Origin of the sequence: Tenacibaculum sp. Cn5-46, from assembly GCF_022347705.1 — a bacterium.
Classification (GTDB): Bacteria; Bacteroidota; Bacteroidia; order Flavobacteriales; family Flavobacteriaceae; genus Polaribacter; species Polaribacter aiptasiae.
Genome location: NZ_JAKRGD010000007.1, coordinates 108,052 through 127,212, shown reverse-complemented (window position 1 = coordinate 127,212; position 19,161 = coordinate 108,052). Strand labels below are relative to the sequence as shown.

The 19,161-nt window shown below is 29.0% G+C and carries 13 protein-coding genes; 3 read left to right on the top strand and 10 right to left on the bottom strand.

Translation table 11 applies throughout. The annotated features are described in order from the left end of the window. Window positions 1–8 precede the first annotated feature (8 nt). From MHN29_RS14715 to MHN29_RS14685, 7 genes are read right to left on the bottom strand one after another with little or no spacing between them, the layout of a single operon-like run. Window positions 9–776 carry a GIN domain-containing protein gene (locus MHN29_RS14715; protein WP_235275306.1) on the bottom strand — a complete coding sequence of 256 codons (768 nt, stop codon included), beginning with the start codon at window positions 774–776 and terminating at the stop codon, window positions 9–11. Next, entirely contained in the window at window positions 769–3,180 is a 2,412-nt protein-coding gene (locus MHN29_RS14710) for an ABC transporter permease (protein WP_235275305.1), read from the bottom strand. Before MHN29_RS14710 ends, MHN29_RS14715 begins: the two co-directional genes overlap by 8 nt. A 1-nt stretch (window position 3,181) precedes the next feature. Next, window positions 3,182–5,593: an ABC transporter permease gene (locus MHN29_RS14705; RefSeq protein ID WP_235275304.1), complete on the bottom strand. Its 2,412-nt coding sequence runs from the start codon at window positions 5,591–5,593 to the stop codon at window positions 3,182–3,184. Window position 5,594: 1 nt separating this feature from the next. Further along, complete coding sequence (locus MHN29_RS14700; RefSeq protein ID WP_235275303.1) at window positions 5,595–8,012, bottom strand: ABC transporter permease; 2,418 nt, start codon at window positions 8,010–8,012, stop codon at window positions 5,595–5,597. A gap of 10 nt (window positions 8,013–8,022) precedes the next feature. Continuing rightward, window positions 8,023–8,724, bottom strand: a complete 702-nt coding sequence (locus MHN29_RS14695) for an ABC transporter ATP-binding protein (protein WP_150898584.1) — start codon at window positions 8,722–8,724, stop codon at window positions 8,023–8,025. Between the two features lie 11 nt (window positions 8,725–8,735). After that, complete coding sequence (locus MHN29_RS14690) at window positions 8,736–9,128, bottom strand: hypothetical protein (protein ID WP_235275302.1); 393 nt, start codon at window positions 9,126–9,128, stop codon at window positions 8,736–8,738. 7 nt (window positions 9,129–9,135) lie between these two features. Continuing rightward, a complete protein-coding gene (locus tag MHN29_RS14685) occupies window positions 9,136–10,380 on the bottom strand; it encodes an efflux RND transporter periplasmic adaptor subunit (protein ID WP_235275301.1) in 1,245 nt (414 codons plus the stop codon). A 167-nt stretch (window positions 10,381–10,547) separates the two neighbouring features. On the opposite strand from MHN29_RS14685, the gene MHN29_RS14680 reads away from it, so the two are divergent. The 3 genes from MHN29_RS14680 to MHN29_RS14670 all read left to right on the top strand — a co-directional run bounded on the left by MHN29_RS14680 (window position 10,548) and on the right by MHN29_RS14670 (window position 14,079). Further along, a complete protein-coding gene (locus MHN29_RS14680; RefSeq protein WP_235275300.1) occupies window positions 10,548–11,918 on the top strand; it encodes a sigma-54 dependent transcriptional regulator in 1,371 nt (456 codons plus the stop codon). A 2-nt stretch (window positions 11,919–11,920) separates the two neighbouring features. Further along, complete coding sequence (locus tag MHN29_RS14675) at window positions 11,921–13,243, top strand: PAS domain-containing sensor histidine kinase (RefSeq protein ID WP_235275299.1); 1,323 nt, start codon at window positions 11,921–11,923, stop codon at window positions 13,241–13,243. 431 nt (window positions 13,244–13,674) lie between these two features. Then, window positions 13,675–14,079 (top strand): helix-turn-helix transcriptional regulator, encoded by a 405-nt coding sequence (locus MHN29_RS14670; RefSeq protein ID WP_235275298.1) that lies wholly within the window; start codon window positions 13,675–13,677, stop codon window positions 14,077–14,079. Between the two features lie 226 nt (window positions 14,080–14,305). On the opposite strand, the gene fabG is transcribed toward MHN29_RS14670, so the two are convergent. The 3 genes from fabG to sucD all read right to left on the bottom strand — a co-directional run bounded on the left by fabG (window position 14,306) and on the right by sucD (window position 19,092). After that, window positions 14,306–15,052 carry a 3-oxoacyl-[acyl-carrier-protein] reductase gene (gene fabG / locus MHN29_RS14665; RefSeq protein ID WP_150898578.1) on the bottom strand — a complete coding sequence of 249 codons (747 nt, stop codon included), beginning with the start codon at window positions 15,050–15,052 and terminating at the stop codon, window positions 14,306–14,308. 92 nt (window positions 15,053–15,144) lie between these two features. Beyond that, window positions 15,145–18,117 carry a pitrilysin family protein gene (locus MHN29_RS14660; RefSeq protein WP_235275297.1) on the bottom strand — a complete coding sequence of 991 codons (2,973 nt, stop codon included), beginning with the start codon at window positions 18,115–18,117 and terminating at the stop codon, window positions 15,145–15,147. A 102-nt stretch (window positions 18,118–18,219) separates the two neighbouring features. Continuing rightward, the gene (sucD, locus tag MHN29_RS14655; protein ID WP_150898576.1) at window positions 18,220–19,092 is read right to left on the bottom strand and encodes a succinate--CoA ligase subunit alpha; all 873 of its coding nucleotides are present in this window, start codon (window positions 19,090–19,092) and stop codon (window positions 18,220–18,222) included. Between the last annotated feature and the right edge of the window lie 69 nt (window positions 19,093–19,161).

Genomic DNA, 19,161 nt, shown 5'->3' with positions numbered 1-19,161 from the left:
ATAAAATATTAATCTACTTTTTTAATAGTAGATCTTCCTATAACAATTCCTTTTTTAACTGTTGCGTCTCCTTTGTATAATACTTTAGCTTCTCCATACGCAGTAACTTTCAGTCTATCTGAAACATTAAGTTTAAAAGACGCTGCACCATACGAGGTCACCTTAGTTTCTTTTGTTTCTAAATTGGTTGCCATAAATTTTGCTTCTCCATAAGCTGTAACTTTTAAATTATCTACAACTCCTTTATCAACAGTTACTTTACTGTCGCCATAGATAGTAAAACGTAGTTTATTTGTTTTTACATTTTCAATAGTTGCTTTTGATTCACCATACAATCGTATTTTACTCTCATTAGCTGATGTTAAGTTTTTAAAAAGTACATCCTCCTCTCCTCTTATTGAAAATATTTTAACTGGTGCATGTTTTACAACAATCTGTGCCTTAGTACCTCTATAAATTGGTACTTTTCTTTTACCATTGTTATACTTTACCTTTTTGTTCTTTGTTACTGTTTTTGCTCCTTCTAAATAAATATGAAGTGTTTTATTTTTCAGTTCATACTTAAATTTTTCTTCAGAAACATCTAAGTTTTTTATTTCAATGCTAGATTCTTCTCCTTCTACAAATACAGTTTCTATGTGTGGACTAACTATTATTTTATTATAAACTCCTTCTAAAGGAATTACCTTATTTTGAGCTACTAAATTGAAATTCAACAAAAAAATTAGTAATACTCCTGCAAATAAACCATTTCTCTTCATAATTATTTTATTCAAATTTTAAATATTTAATTAAATCTATCCTTGTTGCATTATAAGCCTTTACCCCTACAACCGCTAACACTAGTATAACTAATACTAAAGGAGTTACAATATATGGAAGTATTGGCATATCTATTCTATAAACAAAATTATCTAACCAATTTTGCATTAAATAATATGCGATTGGAGTTAAAAAAACTGAAGCTATTAATGTTATTTGTAAAAAGTTTTTTACCAATTGGAACATAATTTCTTTTACTGACGCTCCTAAGGTTTTACGTATTGCTACTTCTTTTAAACGCTGCTGAATGGTTAATGTTGCTAAAGCAAATAGCCCTAACAAAGCTATAATTACCACAATTACTGATAATATTAAAAACATGCTTTGTTGTTTTTTATATTTATCATATGTTTTTGCAAACTTTTTATCTAAAAACTGATATGAAAAAGGATATTTAGCATCTACATTTTCTTTCCAGAAGCTTTCAATTTTAGCAATGGTATTTTCTATATTACCAGATTTAATTTTAAACTGAATTGCTGGCATCCAAGATTTTGCTTCTTTATAAGTATCCCAAAGAACAAAAAACATCGGTGCTATTTTGGCGTCAAATCCATCAAAATGATAATCTTTCACCATTCCAATTACCTCTAAAGACATATCATCTGACCATCCTAAACCTAATTTTTCACCAATTGGATTGTTGTAAATGCCTAGTTGCTTTGCTGCAGTTTCATTAATAATAATTTTATTAATACTATCAGAAGCAATGTTTTTAGAGAAGCTTCTTCCTTTTAATACTTTTATATTCGCAAAATCTATATAATTATAGTCAACCAAATTTGAAGCCGAATTAAATCGTTTGTCATTTACCTCATGTACTAAAGAAGTTCCGTTTACAAAGCCTTCACCAGGCACAAACATACTTGCTGTAACATCGACTATATCAGGATCATTTGACAAGACTTGCTTCGTTAATAAATATTTTTCAAACTCATTTTCTATACTATACACATCAACAGTTAATACTTGCTCTTTATCAAAACCTAAGTCTTTTTCAACCATATAATTAATTTGACTAGAAACTATTAACATACTGATAATAAAGAATCCAGAAATTAAAAACTGAAGTCCAAGCATGATGTTTCTTGCAAAATTCCCTTTTTTATTTTTAGAAATATTTCCCTTTAAAACTTCTACTGGTTTAAAATTTGATAAGTATAAAGCGGAAATACCTCCTATTGAAATCGATATTAAAACCACACTTACTAATAAAGTTATTAATGATTTAACTTCAAAAATTGATATCTCTACTTGAATAAACTCATTAAAGAAAGGTAATGCTAACTCTACAATGATAAGAGCAAAAACAAAGGAAACTAAACCTTGTACAACAATTTCAAGTACATATTGAAATAATAAATTTGTTTTAGACAATCCCAGTGTTTTCTTTACCCCAACTTCCTTTGCTCTTTGACTAGCTGAAGCTATTGATAAGTTGATGAAATTAACACAAGATATAATGATTAAGAGTATAGAAAGTCCTAACAACACCATTAACAATTGATAATTTCCTGTTCCACTAGGTCCAGCTCTATTTGCAGTGCTATGTAAGTAAATTGTACTTAACTTATCTAATAAGATTCCTGGAGCATCAAACTTTTCGTCAAACTCTTCTTCTGAAACACCTTCTTGTAATGCATACTTTTTATATACATTAACTAAAATTTGAGTCATTTTTTGCCTAACCAATTCTATATCTGCTCCTTTTGTAATTCTACAAAACAGCTCATTATTGTGATTTCCCCAATGTACCTCAAAAGGTGTATCGTATTGTATTACTAAATCAGGCTCTTGATGTGAATTTTTTGGAACCTTATAAACACAGGCCACTAAATAATCTTTACCATCAATTTTTACAGAATTTCCAGCCGCACTAGCTCCTTTAAAAATTCGTTTTGCATAGTCTACTGAAAGTGCTATGTTTTTCCTTGTTTCTGCAAACTTTTGAGTTGATCCTTCTACAATTTTAAAAGGAAAAAAATCGAAAAAATTAGGATCCGTAAAAATTGTTTTGTTATTAAACTCATTTACTTCATCATACTGTATAACTCTACTCCTATAGTAAGGTTTTACCATAACAGCATCTGTTACTTCTGGTATTTCTTTTGGATATGTAAGATACATTCCTGGATTAACAGTATACCAAACTTCACCTGATTTTGGCTTTTTTAAATTAACTCTATATACATCGTCTTTATTTGGATTCCATTGATTATAACTTTGCTCTTCATTTAAATATAAGAGTACAATTAATAATCCTGCTAATCCTAAGGTTAAACCACTTATATTTATAAAAGTGTTTAACCAGTTTTTCTTACTATTTCTATAAAATATCTTGAACCATGTTTGAAACATATTACTCGAATTTTAGATATTTAATTAAATCTACTTTGGTAGCATTGAAAGCTTTTAAACCTACAACTAAAAATACTAGTACCATTAATACAACTGGCGTTACTATATATGGTAGCAAAGGCATATTGATTCGATAGATAAAATTATCTAACCAACCTTGCATAAAGTAATATGCCATTGGTATTAAAAAAACAGATGCTACAACTACTACTTTCATAAAACTTTTTATTAGTTGAAGTATAATTTCCTGTACACTTGCTCCTAATGTTTTACGTATAGCTACCTCTTTTAACCTCTGTTCTATGGTTAACGTAGCCGATGCAAACAATCCTAATAATGAAATGATTATTACTATTACTGTTAGAATAAAAAACAAAGTCTTTTGATTTAAATATTTCTTATACGTTTTCGCAAAACGTTTATTTAAAAAAGTAGGATTATATGGATATCCTTGCTCTACATTTTTACTCCAATAATCTTCTATAAAATTTAAAGTATTATCCAAATTATCTGGTTTAATTTTAATTTGAATTGTTGAAAGCATACTTTTCATAAAATCAAACCCATTCCAATGTAAAAAGATTGTAGGTCTTATTTTGGTATCTAAGCCATCTACATTATAATCTTTTACCATACCTATAACTTTCATATTTACATTCGAATAACCACCAAAACTAGTAGGTATTTCTTTTCCAATAGGGTCGTGATATATATTTAATGTTTTAGCTAAAGCTTCATTAATTAATATATTTTTTATGGTATCAGAAGCTATTTCTTCTTTAAATCCTCTACCTTTTAAAACCTCAATATTTAATGCTTTTAAAAAGTTGTAGTCTATAGCATCTAAACTCGTTCTTACTGAAGTTCCTTTGTAATCAAGCCTAGCTCCCATTCCCATACCTCCTCCAATTATGGATAGATTACTTGTAACATCTTCAATATTTGGGTGTTTGATTAATTCCTTCTTCGCTAATAAATATTTATTATATTTTTCATCGTTTTCATTCATAGGAATCATTAAAACTTGTTCTCCATTAAAGCCTAAATCTTTATTTTCCATATAATTAACCTGCTGATTAATTATTATTGAACTAGCTAAGAAAAAACCAGAAACCAAAAACTGTATTCCTAACATTAGATTTCTTATAATAACTCCTTGCTTATTTCTAGACACATTACCTTTTAATACTTCAACTGTTTTATACTTTGATAAGTAAATTGATGGAATAACTCCTATGATAGCTGAAGCTAGTATGACAAAAAACAAGAATTTAACTAATAAATCTATTTTATATAGCGATATTGATTTGCTCATAAAAAGATTGAACGAAGGCATAATAAGCTCTAATAACAATAGAGAAAACATAAAAGCTATTAGTCCCTGAATTACAATCTCTAACACATACTGCATTATCAATTTTGTCTTAGCAAGTCCCAACGTTTTTTTAATTCCTACTTCTTTTCCTCTTTGAGCTGCTGTAGCTATAGAAAGGTTGATTAAATTCACGTAAGAAATAATAATTATTAATATTGATAATGATAACATGATTAATATTAATTGATAATTACCCTTTCCTTCTGGTCCTGCATTTCCGGTTACTGTTTTTAGGCGAATATCTTTAATAGACTCTAAATAAGGTGTTATCCCTTGTTTTTCTACAAATTCCTCAGGTGTAATTCCTTCCTTTTTAGAAAATGGTAGTACATAGTTTTTGTACCAAATATCTGATGCCTTTTTCTCTATATCATCTTGACTTGCTCCTTCTGCTACCTTAACAAATAAATTAACACCTAAATTCTCCCAATCTTGATCCAGCAATTCATTTTTATACTGTATTATCATATTAGGCATATAATAATGCTTTCCAACAATTTTATATACCGTAGTAACAGTAAATACTCTGTTTAAAAACTCTATCGTTTTTCCTATAGGAGATTTATTGTCAAAAAAGATACGTGCTTGCTCTTCTGATATCGCGATATTGTTTCTTGCCTCACTAAACTTTTTTTGACTTCCTTCTATAATTTTAAAAGGGAAAAATTCAAAGAAATTAGCAGAACCTTTTAAAATGTTTTCAGAAAATTGAGTTTTCCCATTAACCTTTACTAATTCTGAATAATACCAATTTGGACTTATATAATAATCTGATATCTCTGGGATTTCTTCTTTATAAGTAACACCTTCTACTATAGTACTATGCGATCCTACTCCTCCATTAGACATTCTATGAATAACTCTATAAATATTGTCCTTTTGTGGATTACTCGAATTATAGCTTTGTTCGTCATTTAAATACGCTAATACAATTAAAGCTGTAGTAAATCCTAAAGCTAATCCTAGAATATTAACAAGTACATTTAACCAATTTTTCTTGCTATTCCTATAAAATATCTTGAACCATATTTGGAACATACTATTCAAATTTTAGGTATTTAATTAGATCTACTTTTGTTGCTTTAAAAGCTTTTAACCCTACCACTAAAAACACTAAAATCATTAATATTATTGGTGTTATTAAGTATGGTAATAAAGGCATATCTATACGATAGATAAAATTATCTAGCCAACTTTGCATAAAATAATATGCTACTGGAATTAATATTATTGAAGCTATTAACACTATTCTTATAAAGTTTTTAATTAATTGATACATAATATCCTGTACACTCGCACCTAATGTTTTACGTATCGCAACTTCTTTTAATCTTTGTTGAATACTTAATGTTGCTAAAGCAAACAATCCTAAAAGTGATATTACTATTACAATTACAGTAAGAACCGTAAAAATTGTTTTTTGCTTTTGGTATTTTCGATATGTACGAGCAAAACGTTTATTTAAAAACTGATAACTAAAAGGATATCCTTGTTCTACATTTTGCTTCCAATAATCTTCAATGTCTGCTATGGTTTTTTCTATATCATTTGACTTAATCTTAAACTGAACAACCCAAAAATTTTGTTTCATCCAATCAAAAGAATTCCAATGCATCATTATAATTGGTGGTATTTTGGCATCCATTCCGTAGATATGATAATCTTTAACCATACCTATAACATTTAAGTTTTTACCATCATTATCTTCAGAGCTAAAACCTGTGCTAATTTTCTTTCCTAATGGATTATCGTAAATTCCAAATGCTTTGGCTAAAGTTTCATTTATCAATACATTTTTAATAGTATCTGATGCCAAGTTAGCTTGTAATCCTCTACCTTTAATTACTTTCATATCTACCATATCCATGTATTCAAAATCCATTGCATTACTATTGGTCTGAACAGATAAATTTTTATATCCTACATTAGTTGAGTTAGAATTACCTCCACCTGGTAAGAAATAATTACTAGTTACAACTTCAATATTCGGGTGTTTGATCAATTCTTTTTTAGCTAACAAATACTTTTTATACCTGTTTTCTGGATCATTTAGAGAAACCGTAATTACTTGATTTCCATTATAGCCTAAATCTTTGTTCATCATATAATTTACTTGCTTATAAATTATTAATGAACCAATTAAAAAGAATCCTGATATTAAAAACTGAAACCCTAACATTATACTTCTTGCAAATCTTCCTCTTTTACTTCGTGAAATATTCCCTTTAAGAACTTCTACTGATTTGAAATTAGCCAAATAAACCGCGGGTATATTTCCTATAATGAATGATATTACAACAGCTATTATAGCTACTTGATATATAGCAGTTCCATCTATAATTGAAATACTTTTTCGCATAAAGTCATTGAAATAAGGTAATAACAGTTCTACTAATATGACTGCTAGAACAAAGGCTATTATTCCTTGAAGAACTATTTCTAAAACAAACTGACGTGTTAAAGTCAACTTTGATAATCCTAATGTTTTTTTAACTCCAACTTCTTTAGCCCTTTGAGTTGCTGATGCTGTAGATAAATTAATAAAGTTTACACATGAAATAATAATCAATAAAATTGATAAGGTTAACATGATAAGTATTAACTGATAGTTTCCTTTTCCTTCTGGGCCTGCATCTTTACCTAAAGATTTTAAACGAATATCTGTTAAAGATTCTAACAATACTTTTGTTCCGTATTTTTCTTCCCATTCTTTAGTAGAAACTCCATCTATCTTCGATTGTGGTTCTACTTGATTTGTAAACCAAACATTATCCATTTTTTCAATTAAACTATTACTCTCAGCGTTTTGAGTAGTTTTAATAAATAATCCAAAAGAAAAATTACCCCAATGTCCTTTCGGCTCTTTCTCGTATTGTACTACTATTTGCGGCATGTAGTAATGTTTGCCTGTAATTTTATAAACTAAAGCTACCTTGTATACTCTTTTGTTTATTTCTACTGTTTCTCCCAAAGCCAAAGACACATTTCCAAAAAGTGCTTTTGCTTTTTCCTCTGAAAGCGCCATATGATTTCTTACTTTCTCAAAATCTTCCACACTTCCTTTTACCACTTCAAAAGGAAAGAATTCAAAAAAGTTTGGTTGTCCCATTAAAATGTCTCTAGAGTATACTTTTTTTCCTGCTGCTATTAGTAAACTACTGTCATACCAATCATTAGACATGTATACAGAAGTAACTTCTGGAATTTCTTCTTTATATTTAGCTCCTTCTACAGCAGTACTACTTGTCCAAATATCACCATCAGACATTTTGTGTACTACCCTATAAATAGAATCTTTATTTGGGTTTTTACTATTATAACCTTTTTCATCTTGAAAGTAAAGTAGTACAATAAGTAAACCTGCTAATCCTAAAGTTAACCCTAAAACATTAATCAAAATGTTTAGCCAGTTTTTCTTACTGTTTCTATAAAATATTTTAAACCACGTTTGTATCATAGTAACTTTTTTATTGAATCAAAATGTCTACTTTGTGTTCATTTTTCTTTTCTGAAACAATTTCCCCATCTTTTAATGTAACTACTCGTGATGAAAATTGAGCATCATATGAAGAGTGTGTTACCATAATAATAGTAGCTCCACTTGCATGTAATTCTGTTAATAATTCCATGACTTCATTTCCATTTTTACTATCTAAATTTCCTGTAGGTTCATCGGCAAGAATCAATTTTGGCTTCGTAACTAATGCTCTAGCTACCGCTACTCTCTGCTGCTGACCTCCAGATAATTGTAATGGGTAATGTTTAGCTCTATGTGCTATTCCAATACGCTCTAATATTTCATTTACTCTTTGCTTACGTTCTGATGATTTTACATTATTATAAATTAATGGTAATTCAACATTTTCATAAACAGTAAGTTCATCTATCAAATTAAAATTTTGAAAAACGAAACCTATATTTGCTTTACGTAAACTAGCTCTTTCTTTTTCTGTATAATTTGCAACTTCAGTTTCATCAAATAAATAACTCCCTCCATCAGGTGCATCTAACAAACCAATGATATTTAATAAAGTTGATTTTCCACAACCTGAAGCTCCCATTATAGAAACAAATTCTCCTTCTTTTACTTCTAAACTTAATGCGTTTAATGCTGTAGTTTCAACATCCTCAGTTCTATATACTTTAGTTAATTCTTTTATTGCTATCATTTTGTTATTTTTTATTTCCATTTTAAATCAAATTTTCCAGAAGCATCATATCCTTTTACTTCTATTTTATAAATTCCTTTTTCTGTTATTGGAACATTTACTTCTTTAGTTCCATTTTTTATTTGTTTTGTTGAATTCCATAGCTTTTCTCCTTTAGTATCAATCAGTGAGAATTCTATAGCTCCCTTTTCTAAATTGGTGCTCCAGATTAATTTTAATTCTTCATCATTTTCTATTGCTATGTCTTGATATACGCTACCTGAGAAATAGCTGAATGATGCATCGAACTTTTCTTTTTCTTTTTGAATACTCCAATCTCTAGCGCTTATATTATTGTAAGATATTTTTGGTGCGCAAGAAACCATAAATATCAGTATTAAAAATATGCTTAATCTAATCATCATTTTATTTTTATTGAATATTTATTTCTTCTACATTTTTAAAATCGTCGTAATTAGAAGTAATTACCTTATCACCTTCCTTTAAACCATCTAATACTTCATAATAAAAAGGGTTTTCTCTTCCTATTTTTACATTTCGCTTAACAGCTTTGTTATCTGAACTTAATACAAAAACCCATTTTCCATTTGTTGAATGATAGAACTGTCCTTTGGGTATTAACAAAGCTTTACTATTATTTGATAAAAAGACTTTACTCTTTAATGACATTCCTCTTTTTACGTCCTTAGGTAATGAGTCTTTTTGAAATTGTAACTCGATTTGAAACTGTCCGTTAACTACTTCTGGTTGTATTTTTGAAAGTTTGATTTCATAATTTTTAGCATTGATAGCTACATTCCCTTTAATACCTTCATTCAATTTTGCAATGTAATATTCATCTACCTTCGCCATTAATTTATAACCATCTAACACATCTACTTTTCCAATTGGTTGTCCTTGGTTATAGTTTTCTCCTAAAATTGGATTAAAAGAAGATAGCAATCCATCAACAGGAGCTTTAACAGTGAAGTTTTCTTTATTCTTTCTAAGCAACTCCAAACTCTTTTGCATATTGGTTATCGAAGTATTTATTCTTAATAATTGAGTATCTCTACTCTTTTTTTCTTCGTTAACACTTTGTTTTATAACGTTTTTTCTTTCTTTCTGAAAATGAAACTGTTGAGCTGTTTTTTGATAATCATTCTGTGCGACTACTCCTTTGTTAAAAAGCTTTTTATCTAAATCGTGTTGTCTTTTAGCATTTTTAAAATCGTTATCAATACTTAACAATTGCTGATCTAGTGTTAACTGCTGATTCTTAATACTAACTCTAATATTTCTTAAATTATTTATTTGTTCGATAATTGCAGTTTCTTGAGTTAAGTAATTTAATTCTGCATTTGGGTTGTATACTCTAAGTAAAGGAGTTCCCTTTTTTATCATTTGTCCACTTTCAACAAAAATTTCTGATACTGAACCTCCTTGAATTACATTTACTAAAACCGATGTTTTTGGCTCTACAGTACTATTAAATAAAACAACATCTTCAAAATCTCCACTCTTTACCTCACGTATACTCATATCCATACGCTTTAAATTTATTTGGCTTTTACGTGTAAGGTTCATTAGAATTATTGCTAGTAATAATAATATTGGAACACCCCATAAAATCATTTTTTTCTTCTTTTTATTTTTTGGCTTAATCTTCTTATCCATTATAAATTGCTTTGTTTGACCTAGTTAAGACGATAAATGTGCCACAAAAAGAATAAGCATGTAAAGCATTAAAAATCAATATTTTATATTTTTTAAACAAAAAATAAGTGTTCAAAAACGAACATTTATTTGTCCAAATTCAAACAACTATGTAATTATGTAGTATTATGAGAAAAAAAGATGCAACTATTTTAATTGTAGATGACGACGATGATATTCTATTTTCGGCTAGAATAAGTTTGAAAAAATATTTTTCAGAAATAATCACTACAAACAACCCTAAGAAAATTAGTAATCATTTAACCAATGCTACTATTGATGTTGTGTTACTTGACATGAATTATAGAATTGGTTTTGAGGATGGTAAAGAAGGACTGTATTGGTTAAAACAAATAAAAGAGATTAGTCCTGAAACTACGGTTATTCTAATGACGGCTTTCGGATCGGTCAATTTAGCTGTTGATGCTATTAAACAAGGTGCTACAGATTTTATTTTAAAGCCTTGGAAAACAGAAAAGCTATATGGTGTTGTTAATGCTGGTGTCGAATTAGCTCGTTCTTTAAGAAAAACTTCTCAACTTTCTACAGTTCAAGAACAACAGGATAAAGATTTCCATAAACAAACAGAACATATTATTGGAAATTCTCCAGCTATGAAATCTGCAATGAAATTAATGCAAAAGGTAGCTCCAACTGATGCTAATATTTTAATATTAGGTGAAAACGGTACTGGTAAATACGTGTTTGCTAAAGAAATTCATTTATTATCTGAAAGAAAGAATCATCCTTTTATTCATGTTGATTTAGGATCTTTAAACGAAAATTTATTTGAAAGTGAGTTATTTGGTTATGCAAAAGGTGCTTTTACAGGAGCTCAAAAAGATACTTTAGGACGTTTTGAATTAGCCAAGGGAGGAACAATTTTTTTAGATGAAATTGGAAATCTCCCACTCCACTTACAGGCTAAACTATTAACTGTTATTCAGAACAGAAAAATTACACGATTAGGTGAAGGTACACAACGTGATATTGATGTAAGAATCATCTGTGCGACTAACGCTCCAATTCATGATATGGTTGAAGAACAAAGCTTTAGACAAGATTTATTATTTAGAATTAATACCATAGAACTAAATCTACCTTCATTACGAGAAAGAAAAGATGATATTTTATTATTAGCTAATCACTTTTTGAAAAAGCTTTCTAAAAAATATAGAAAAAGTATAATTGAATTTTCAAAGGAAGCTATCAATGCTATGAAAAATTATCAGTGGCCTGGTAATATTAGAGAAATAGAACATATTATTGAACGTGCCGTGATTATTACCGATTCTAATACTATTCAATTAGAAGATTTACATTTTTCTACAAAGAAATTGAATGTATCTTTAGGTGAAAATCTTAATTTAGAAGAAACTGAAAAAATGCTAATTCAACAAGCTATGAATAAACATCAAGGTAATATTTCTAAAGCTTCAAAAGATTTAGGTTTAACAAGAGCAGCTCTTTACAGGCGCTTAGAAAAATTTGGACTTTAATTTTGGGAAAATCACAACTTACACAGATAATACTACGAATTCTATTTCTAACAATTAATGGAATCATTATTTTTTATACTTATACTAAAGGTTTAATAGCTAATAGTGTTGGTTTTTCATTAATATTTGTTTTTCAAATATTTCTGTTTATCGATTTTTTAAAAAAATTGTTTGCTGATATAGAAAAGTCTATTGATTGCTTATTAAACAACGACTATTCGAATACTATTTCTAAAGAAAAAAGAGAAACTCCTTTATTTAATAAAACAGCTCTATTACTAGAGAAACATAGAAAGTTAAGTTTACAAACAACTTCAGAAACATTAATTTTTAGTAATATAATTGAAAGCTTAACTATTGGGGTTCTTATACTAAGAAAAGATCCTGAAGACACTATTGATGTATTTCAAATAAACAAAGCCTTTATTGATTTTTTAAAAATTCCTAAGTTTTATAATTGGAATTTATTGAAAGATAGAATTGGAAACTTGTCAGAATTTATTTCTGAATGGAAGCACTTAAAGCATACAATCTCTTTAAAAGTAAATAATAAGGAAGAAGATTTCTTTTTTAAAAGTTCAGTTACGCAAACAAATGAAGATCAGTATCTAGTTATAACTCTGGAAACTATTCAACAATTAATTAATAAAAAAGAAAAAGAAGCTTGGTATAAATTAATGAATGTAATGTCTCATGAAATTATCAATACCATAACACCTATAAGTAGTTTAGCTGAAAATTTAGAAGATTTGATTCAAGATGAAGTAGATGAGGAAACGTTAGAAGAATTATCAATTGGTTTAAAAATTATAAAAAAGCGTTCTAAGCATTTAACTTCCTTTGTAGACACTTATAGAAAACTAGCAGAACTTCCATTACCAAATAAACAAAAACTAAATTTAGTTTCGCTTGTGGATAATACATTAAACTTATTTGACAAAGAATTTCAAGCGAAAAACATTAAATTAAATAAGTTTACAAATGTAAACAACGGTATTTATGCAGATAAAGAGCAAATAGAACAAGTAATTATAAACTTATTATCTAATGCTTTGTATGCTTTAGAAGGTATCGATAACCCTGTAATAGCAATAGAAATAGACGTTAATAAGGCTAATAAGCCCTATTTAAGGGTTAAAGATAACGGTATAGGCATTTCAGAAGAGATTAAGGATAATATATTCGTTCCTTACTTCACTACACGAAAGGATGGCTCTGGTATTGGACTAACATTAAGTAAGAGTATAATAGAAGCTCATAATAGTATTATACAGTTTAAATCTAAGCCAGGCAACACAGTTTTTACTGTTACATTTATAAACTAACTTCCTTTTTTACAATTGTAAACTAATAATTATCCCCTTTTGATTAGAGCAATCACACTATTTTATAAGTTTTTAAGACTTTAATTAGATTCTATGCTATCATATTAGGTATTATATGTATCTCATACACCTATCTTTAATAAAATTACATATGTAAAGCTTATAAATACCTTAATTACCCATGTTTTTAAGTATGTTACAAGTGTATACTAGTATTTAATCGATTAAGTATTTAATTCTCAGTATTATATAACTTTTTTCTATACAAAACATTTAACTTACTGTTTACTAGATAATTAACTGTCATTAAGTAAAGTATTTTTCAGGGTTAAAAACCCTTTTCTTAAGAAAACTTTAAATATATTTGGTTACAAACGTAAATCTACATATATTTACAAACGTAAACAATAATTATACGTTCACAATTGTAAATGATAGAGAGATTAAAAAGCATATTAGACTATTACAATTTAACAGCTTCAAGTTTTGCTGATAGAATTGATGTACCAAGATCAAGTATTTCTCACCTGCTCTCTGGAAGAAATAAACCAAGCTTGGATTTTATTATAAAAGTTGAAAAGGCTTTTGAAGAAGTAGAATTAGATTGGTTAGTATATGGTAAAGGTAATTTTCCGAATACTATAAAAGAAAATTTTACAAATGTTGAAGAAACTACCACTTCTCCATCATTATTTTCAAATCCCTCTCTTGACGATATTTCAAAAAAAAACGAAAATATTTCCATACAGGAGCAACAGAGAATACTAGATAAAAAAATAAAAAACATTGTTGTGCTATATGAAGATGGCACTTTTGAGGACTATAAAAAAAGATAGTGTAAAAATATTTTCCCTGCCCCTTAATTAGACAATCACCCCTCTAAGAAAAACCCCTCTTTTCTTAGACCCCTACTAAGAAAATATTTATCTTCTTGATTCCCTCAAGAAACCCCTTATCATCTTGGTCCCCTCCAAGATACCCTTTAAGTTAAAAAGCCTGTATCAAAAAAATGATACAGGCTTTTTTTATTTTATTGAACTAGCTTTTTTAAAGCTAATATTCCTATGTTAACATTCCTCCGTCTACAGATAAAGTTTGTCCAGTTACATAAGCACTCATATCAGAAGCTAAGAAAACACATGCGTTTGCAATATCTTTTGGAGTACCTCCTCTTTTTAAAGGGATTTCATTTCTCCAACCTTCTACAACTTTCTCATCTAATTTAGCTGTCATTTCTGTTTCTATAAAACCAGGAGCAACTACGTTACTTCTAATATTACGAGATCCTAATTCTAAAGCTACAGATTTTGAAAATCCTAAAATTCCTGCTTTTGAAGCTGCATAATTTGCTTGACCTGCATTTCCTTTTAATCCAACAACAGAACTCATATTAATAATAGAACCCGCTCTTTGTTTCATCATTGGACGAATAACAGCTTTGGTTAAATTGAATACAGATTTTAAATTTACTTGAATTACTTTATCAAAATCATCTTCTGAAATACGCATTAATAAATTATCTTTAGTAATACCTGCATTATTTACTAGTACATCAATAGATCCAAATTCTTCTAAAACATTTTTTGCCAACTCTTGAGCCGCATCAAATTCAGCTGCATTTGATTGATATCCTTTTGATTTTACTCCTAATTCTGCCAATTCTTTTTCTAATGCAACTGCTGCATCAACAGATGAACTATAAGTAAATGCAACATTACATCCTTGATTTGCAAACTCTAAAGCAATCCCTCTACCAATTCCTCTGGTAGCTCCTGTAATAATTGCTGTTTTATTTTCTAAAAGTCTCATTTATTAGTTGTTTTAATAGGTCAAATATAAAAATAAAATCCTGCTAAAAAATAATCTTTAGCAGGATTTTAAGTAGATAAATATTTATTTTACTAAGACTTTATCTTTTTTTCATTTACATAATTAAATAAGTAATCAACATCTAACTCTTGAATCTTACCTAATTTTTGTAATGACTTAACATCTAAGTCTTTTTTATTTCCAATTACCATTACGTTATATGACTCACCTTTAACGTTTTTATCGAAAAATGCTTTTAAATCTTCGATAGTCATATTCTTAATAGTATTGTACATCTCTTCTCTGTTATCATTATCAATTCCTAAATTCTTTAATCTTTCATAAGACCAGAAAATATTAGATTTTGTAATTCTTTGAGCTGCTAATTTCTTTAATGTAGCATTTTTAGCTGCATTAAATTGTTTTTCAGCTTCAGGCATGTTGTTCATTAAATCCATCATAGCATCTACTGCTTGTGATAATTTATTTGCCTGAGTACCAACATATGCTAATACATAGTTAGGATCATCTTTCTTTCTTGCATTACTATATGAAGCAAAAGCTGAATAAGCTAAAGACTTACTTTCTCTAATTTCTTGGAATACAATTGATGATAATCCGCTTCCGAAATACGTGTTAAATAAAGTTGAAGCTGCTAAATTTTCTGGTTTGAAAGGCTCTCCTTTTGCTAAGAAAATCATTTCTGTTTGAACCATATCGTAATTTGTATAGAATACATTACCACCAGTTTTTAACTCTTCATACTTTTTAGCTTCTGGATAATCTTTTAATTCTCCATAAATTTTGTGAGAATTGTTTAAAGCTGTTACAGCTGCATCTACATCTTTACCATAGTAAAAAATACGCTGCTTGTAATTTTTCATTCCTTTAACAATGTTCACTAAATCTTCTGGGTTAATAGCTTTTAACTCATCAATTTGCATGATATCTCTTAAACGAGAGTTTTCACCATATTTACCATAGCTATATAATCCACTCCAAAGAATGTTTCCTTTTTGAGTTTTACCATCTAAACGACCTTTATAGATTTTCTCAACATATTTATTATAAGCATCTTGGTCAGCTTTTGCATTATCCCATAAGTGTTCTAATAACTCTAATCCTTTAGGTAAGTTTTCTTTTAACCCTCTTAAACCTACATAAGTTTTATCATCTTGAGCAATTACATAATAATCTACTCCTAACTTATAAAACTCTTTTTTAATTTGTTCAGCAGAATACTTGTCAGTTCCAAGATATTCTAAATAACCTGCAGCAAGACTTAACTTTTTATCATTGTCTTTACCCATATCAAAAATGATATTTAAGTCAAATAAATCATTGTTTTCATTTAAAACATATGATACTTTAATATCATTAGCCATTTTTGTTTCCTTAATAGCTGTTTTATAATCAACAAACTTAGGTTGTAATGGTGCTGATTTTTTCTTATTAAACTCTTTTAAGAATTCAGAACTCTTATCTCTGTTTAATTTAACTGGAGTAATCCCTGGGTTTTGAACTTTTACAATGTTCTTATCTTCTCCTTTACGCTTGTAAGTTACAACGTAATTGTTTTGGTAAAATTTATTAGCAAAGTCTACTAATTCTTTTTTAGAAATTTTCTTTAAATCTTCTAAGAATTTTACTTTATCTGCCCAGTTTTCATGGTGGATAAACGCATTAAAATATGCACTAGCTAACGCTGTATTATTCTCATACTGACGAGTTTGACTTAATTTCAAGTCGTTAACTACAGCTTCAATCATCCATTCTTCGAACTCACCTTTCTTTAATTTTTCGATTTGTTCTAATAATAAATCTTTTACTTCATCTAAAGATTGTCCTGATTTTGGATTTCCTGAGAAAGAATGATATCCATAATCATTTAAGAATGTAGGTGAACAGCTTGCTCTTTGTACAGCTTGTTTTTGGTTTAAGTTTAAATCGATTAAACCTGCATTACCATTAGCCATGATCATATCACAAAGAGTAACAAATTTTTCTTCTTCAGTATTAACTCCTCCTGATCTATAAGCAATAGATACTGATTCTGAAGTTGGTCCAAATACTTCTTTAATAATAGGTTGAGTAATTGGATCCTCTTTTGGTAAAACTGGGTGCTTTAATTCTTTTTTCTCAAACTTTCCGAAAGTTTCGTTTACTTTCTTAATTGTAGCATCAAAATCTAAATCTCCAACTAAAACTACTGCCATGTTATTTGGTACATAGTATTTATCAAAATAGTTATGAATATCTACCATTGAAGGGTTCTTTAAGTGCTCTCCAGTTCCAATAGTAGTTTGTTGTCCGTAAGGGTGCTTTGGAAATAATCCGTCTAACATTGCTGCATAACGCTTTCTAAAATCGTTATCTTGTCCTCTGTTAAACTCCTCAAATACAGCTTCTAACTCTGTATGAAATAAACGTAATACTAAAGTACTAAAACGCTCAGCTTCTAAATCTAACCACTTATCTAACTCGTTAGCTGGTATTTTGTTCTTATAAACTGTTTCCTCGAACCAAGTATGAGCATTTGTTCCTGTAGCTCCTAAAGAAGCAGTCATTTTATCGTACTCATTTGCTACTGAATAATTAGAAGCTTCTAAAGAAACTTTATCTATTTCTTTATAAATAGCTAACTTCTTTTCTGGGTCCTCTTCTGCTCTATGTTTTTCGTATAAATCAGAAATTTGTTTTAAGTACTCTTTTTCCTTTTCCCAATCAGCAGTACCAATTTTGTGAGTTCCTTTAAAAACCATGTGCTCTAAATAGTGAGCTAAACCTGTTGAGTTTTTTGGATCATAATTTGAACCTGCTCTTACTGCTATGTAAGTTTGAATTTTTGGTTCATCAGTATTTTTACTTAAATATACTTTTAAACCATTGTCTAAAGTATATAATCGTAATCCAGTTGGATCGTTAGTTACGGTTTCGTATTTAAAACCGTCTTGACTTGTGTGTTGTTCAGTTATTACTTCATTTGCTGTGGAGGTAGTTGTTTTTTTACAACTTACTACAGAAACAAGTAACATGCTAAATAATAGCAATTTAAATGTTTTCATTTGTATTTGTGTTTGATTAAATTAAAAAATCCGTTGAATTTACAAATTCAACGGATTTTAGAGAAATATATTTTACCTTTTTAACAGTTTTTTACAAAAAACTTATGCTAAGGCTTTTGCTACCATTTCACCAATTTTAGCAGGAGATTCAACTACGTGTACTCCATTTTCTGCTAAAATCTTCATTTTTGCTTGTGCAGTATCATCAGCTCCACCTACAATTGCTCCAGCGTGTCCCATTGTTCTTCCTGCTGGTGCAGTTTGACCTGCGATAAAACCAATAACTGGCTTACGGTTACCATCAGCTTTAATCCAACGAGCAGCTTCTGCTTCTAAATTTCCTCCAATTTCACCAATCATTACGATTGCTTCAGTTTCATCGTCATTCATTAATAACTCAACAGCTTCTTTTGTAGTTGTTCCAATAATTGGATCTCCACCAATACCAATTGCTGTAGTAATTCCAAATCCTTGTTTTACAACTTGGTCAGCAGCTTCATATGTTAAAGTACCTGATTTAGAAACGATTCCTACTTTTCCTTTTTTGAAGATAAATCCTGGCATAATACCAACCTTAGCTTCATCTGGAGTAATTACTCCAGGACAGTTAGGTCCTACTAAAGTACAATCTAAGTTATCAATGTAAGCTTTTACCTTAACCATATCAGCTGTAGGAATTCCTTCAGTAATACAAATGATTACTTTGATTCCTGCTTCAGCAGATTCCATAATTGCATCAGCAGCAAATGCTGGTGGTACAAAAATAATAGAAGTATCTGCTCCTGCTTTTTCAACAGCTTCTGCAACTGTGTTAAAAACTGGCTTACCTAAATGTTCTTGACCTCCTTTACCTGGTGTAACACCTCCTACGATGTTAGTTCCATAGTCAATCATTTGACCTGCGTGAAAAGTTCCTTCACTACCAGTAAATCCTTGTACAATAATTTTCGAATCTTTATTTACTAAAACACTCATTGGTTTGTTTTTTATTTATTTTTAAGTCAGACAAAAATAGTTTTTTAATTGTTTTTTCACAATTAAATT

Bases quoted from the DNA above. Each gene is read 5' to 3' on its own strand.
- MHN29_RS14710 (WP_235275305.1), bottom strand. From the start codon at position 3,180: ATGTTTCAAACATGGTTCAAGATATTTTATAGAAATAGTAAGAAAAAC.
- MHN29_RS14705 (WP_235275304.1), bottom strand. From the start codon at position 5,593: ATGTTCCAAATATGGTTCAAGATATTTTATAGGAATAGCAAGAAAAAT.
- MHN29_RS14700 (WP_235275303.1), bottom strand. From the start codon at position 8,012: ATGATACAAACGTGGTTTAAAATATTTTATAGAAACAGTAAGAAAAAC.
- MHN29_RS14695 (WP_150898584.1), bottom strand. From the start codon at position 8,724: ATGATAGCAATAAAAGAATTAACTAAAGTATATAGAACTGAGGATGTT.
- MHN29_RS14690 (WP_235275302.1), bottom strand. From the start codon at position 9,128: ATGATGATTAGATTAAGCATATTTTTAATACTGATATTTATGGTTTCT.
- MHN29_RS14685 (WP_235275301.1), bottom strand. From the start codon at position 10,380: ATGGATAAGAAGATTAAGCCAAAAAATAAAAAGAAGAAAAAAATGATT.
- MHN29_RS14680 (WP_235275300.1), top strand. From the start codon at position 10,548: ATGAGAAAAAAAGATGCAACTATTTTAATTGTAGATGACGACGATGAT.
- MHN29_RS14670 (WP_235275298.1), top strand. From the start codon at position 13,675: ATGATAGAGAGATTAAAAAGCATATTAGACTATTACAATTTAACAGCT.
- fabG (WP_150898578.1), bottom strand. From the start codon at position 15,052: ATGAGACTTTTAGAAAATAAAACAGCAATTATTACAGGAGCTACCAGA.
- MHN29_RS14660 (WP_235275297.1), bottom strand. From the start codon at position 18,117: ATGAAAACATTTAAATTGCTATTATTTAGCATGTTACTTGTTTCTGTA.
- sucD (WP_150898576.1), bottom strand. From the start codon at position 19,092: ATGAGTGTTTTAGTAAATAAAGATTCGAAAATTATTGTACAAGGATTT.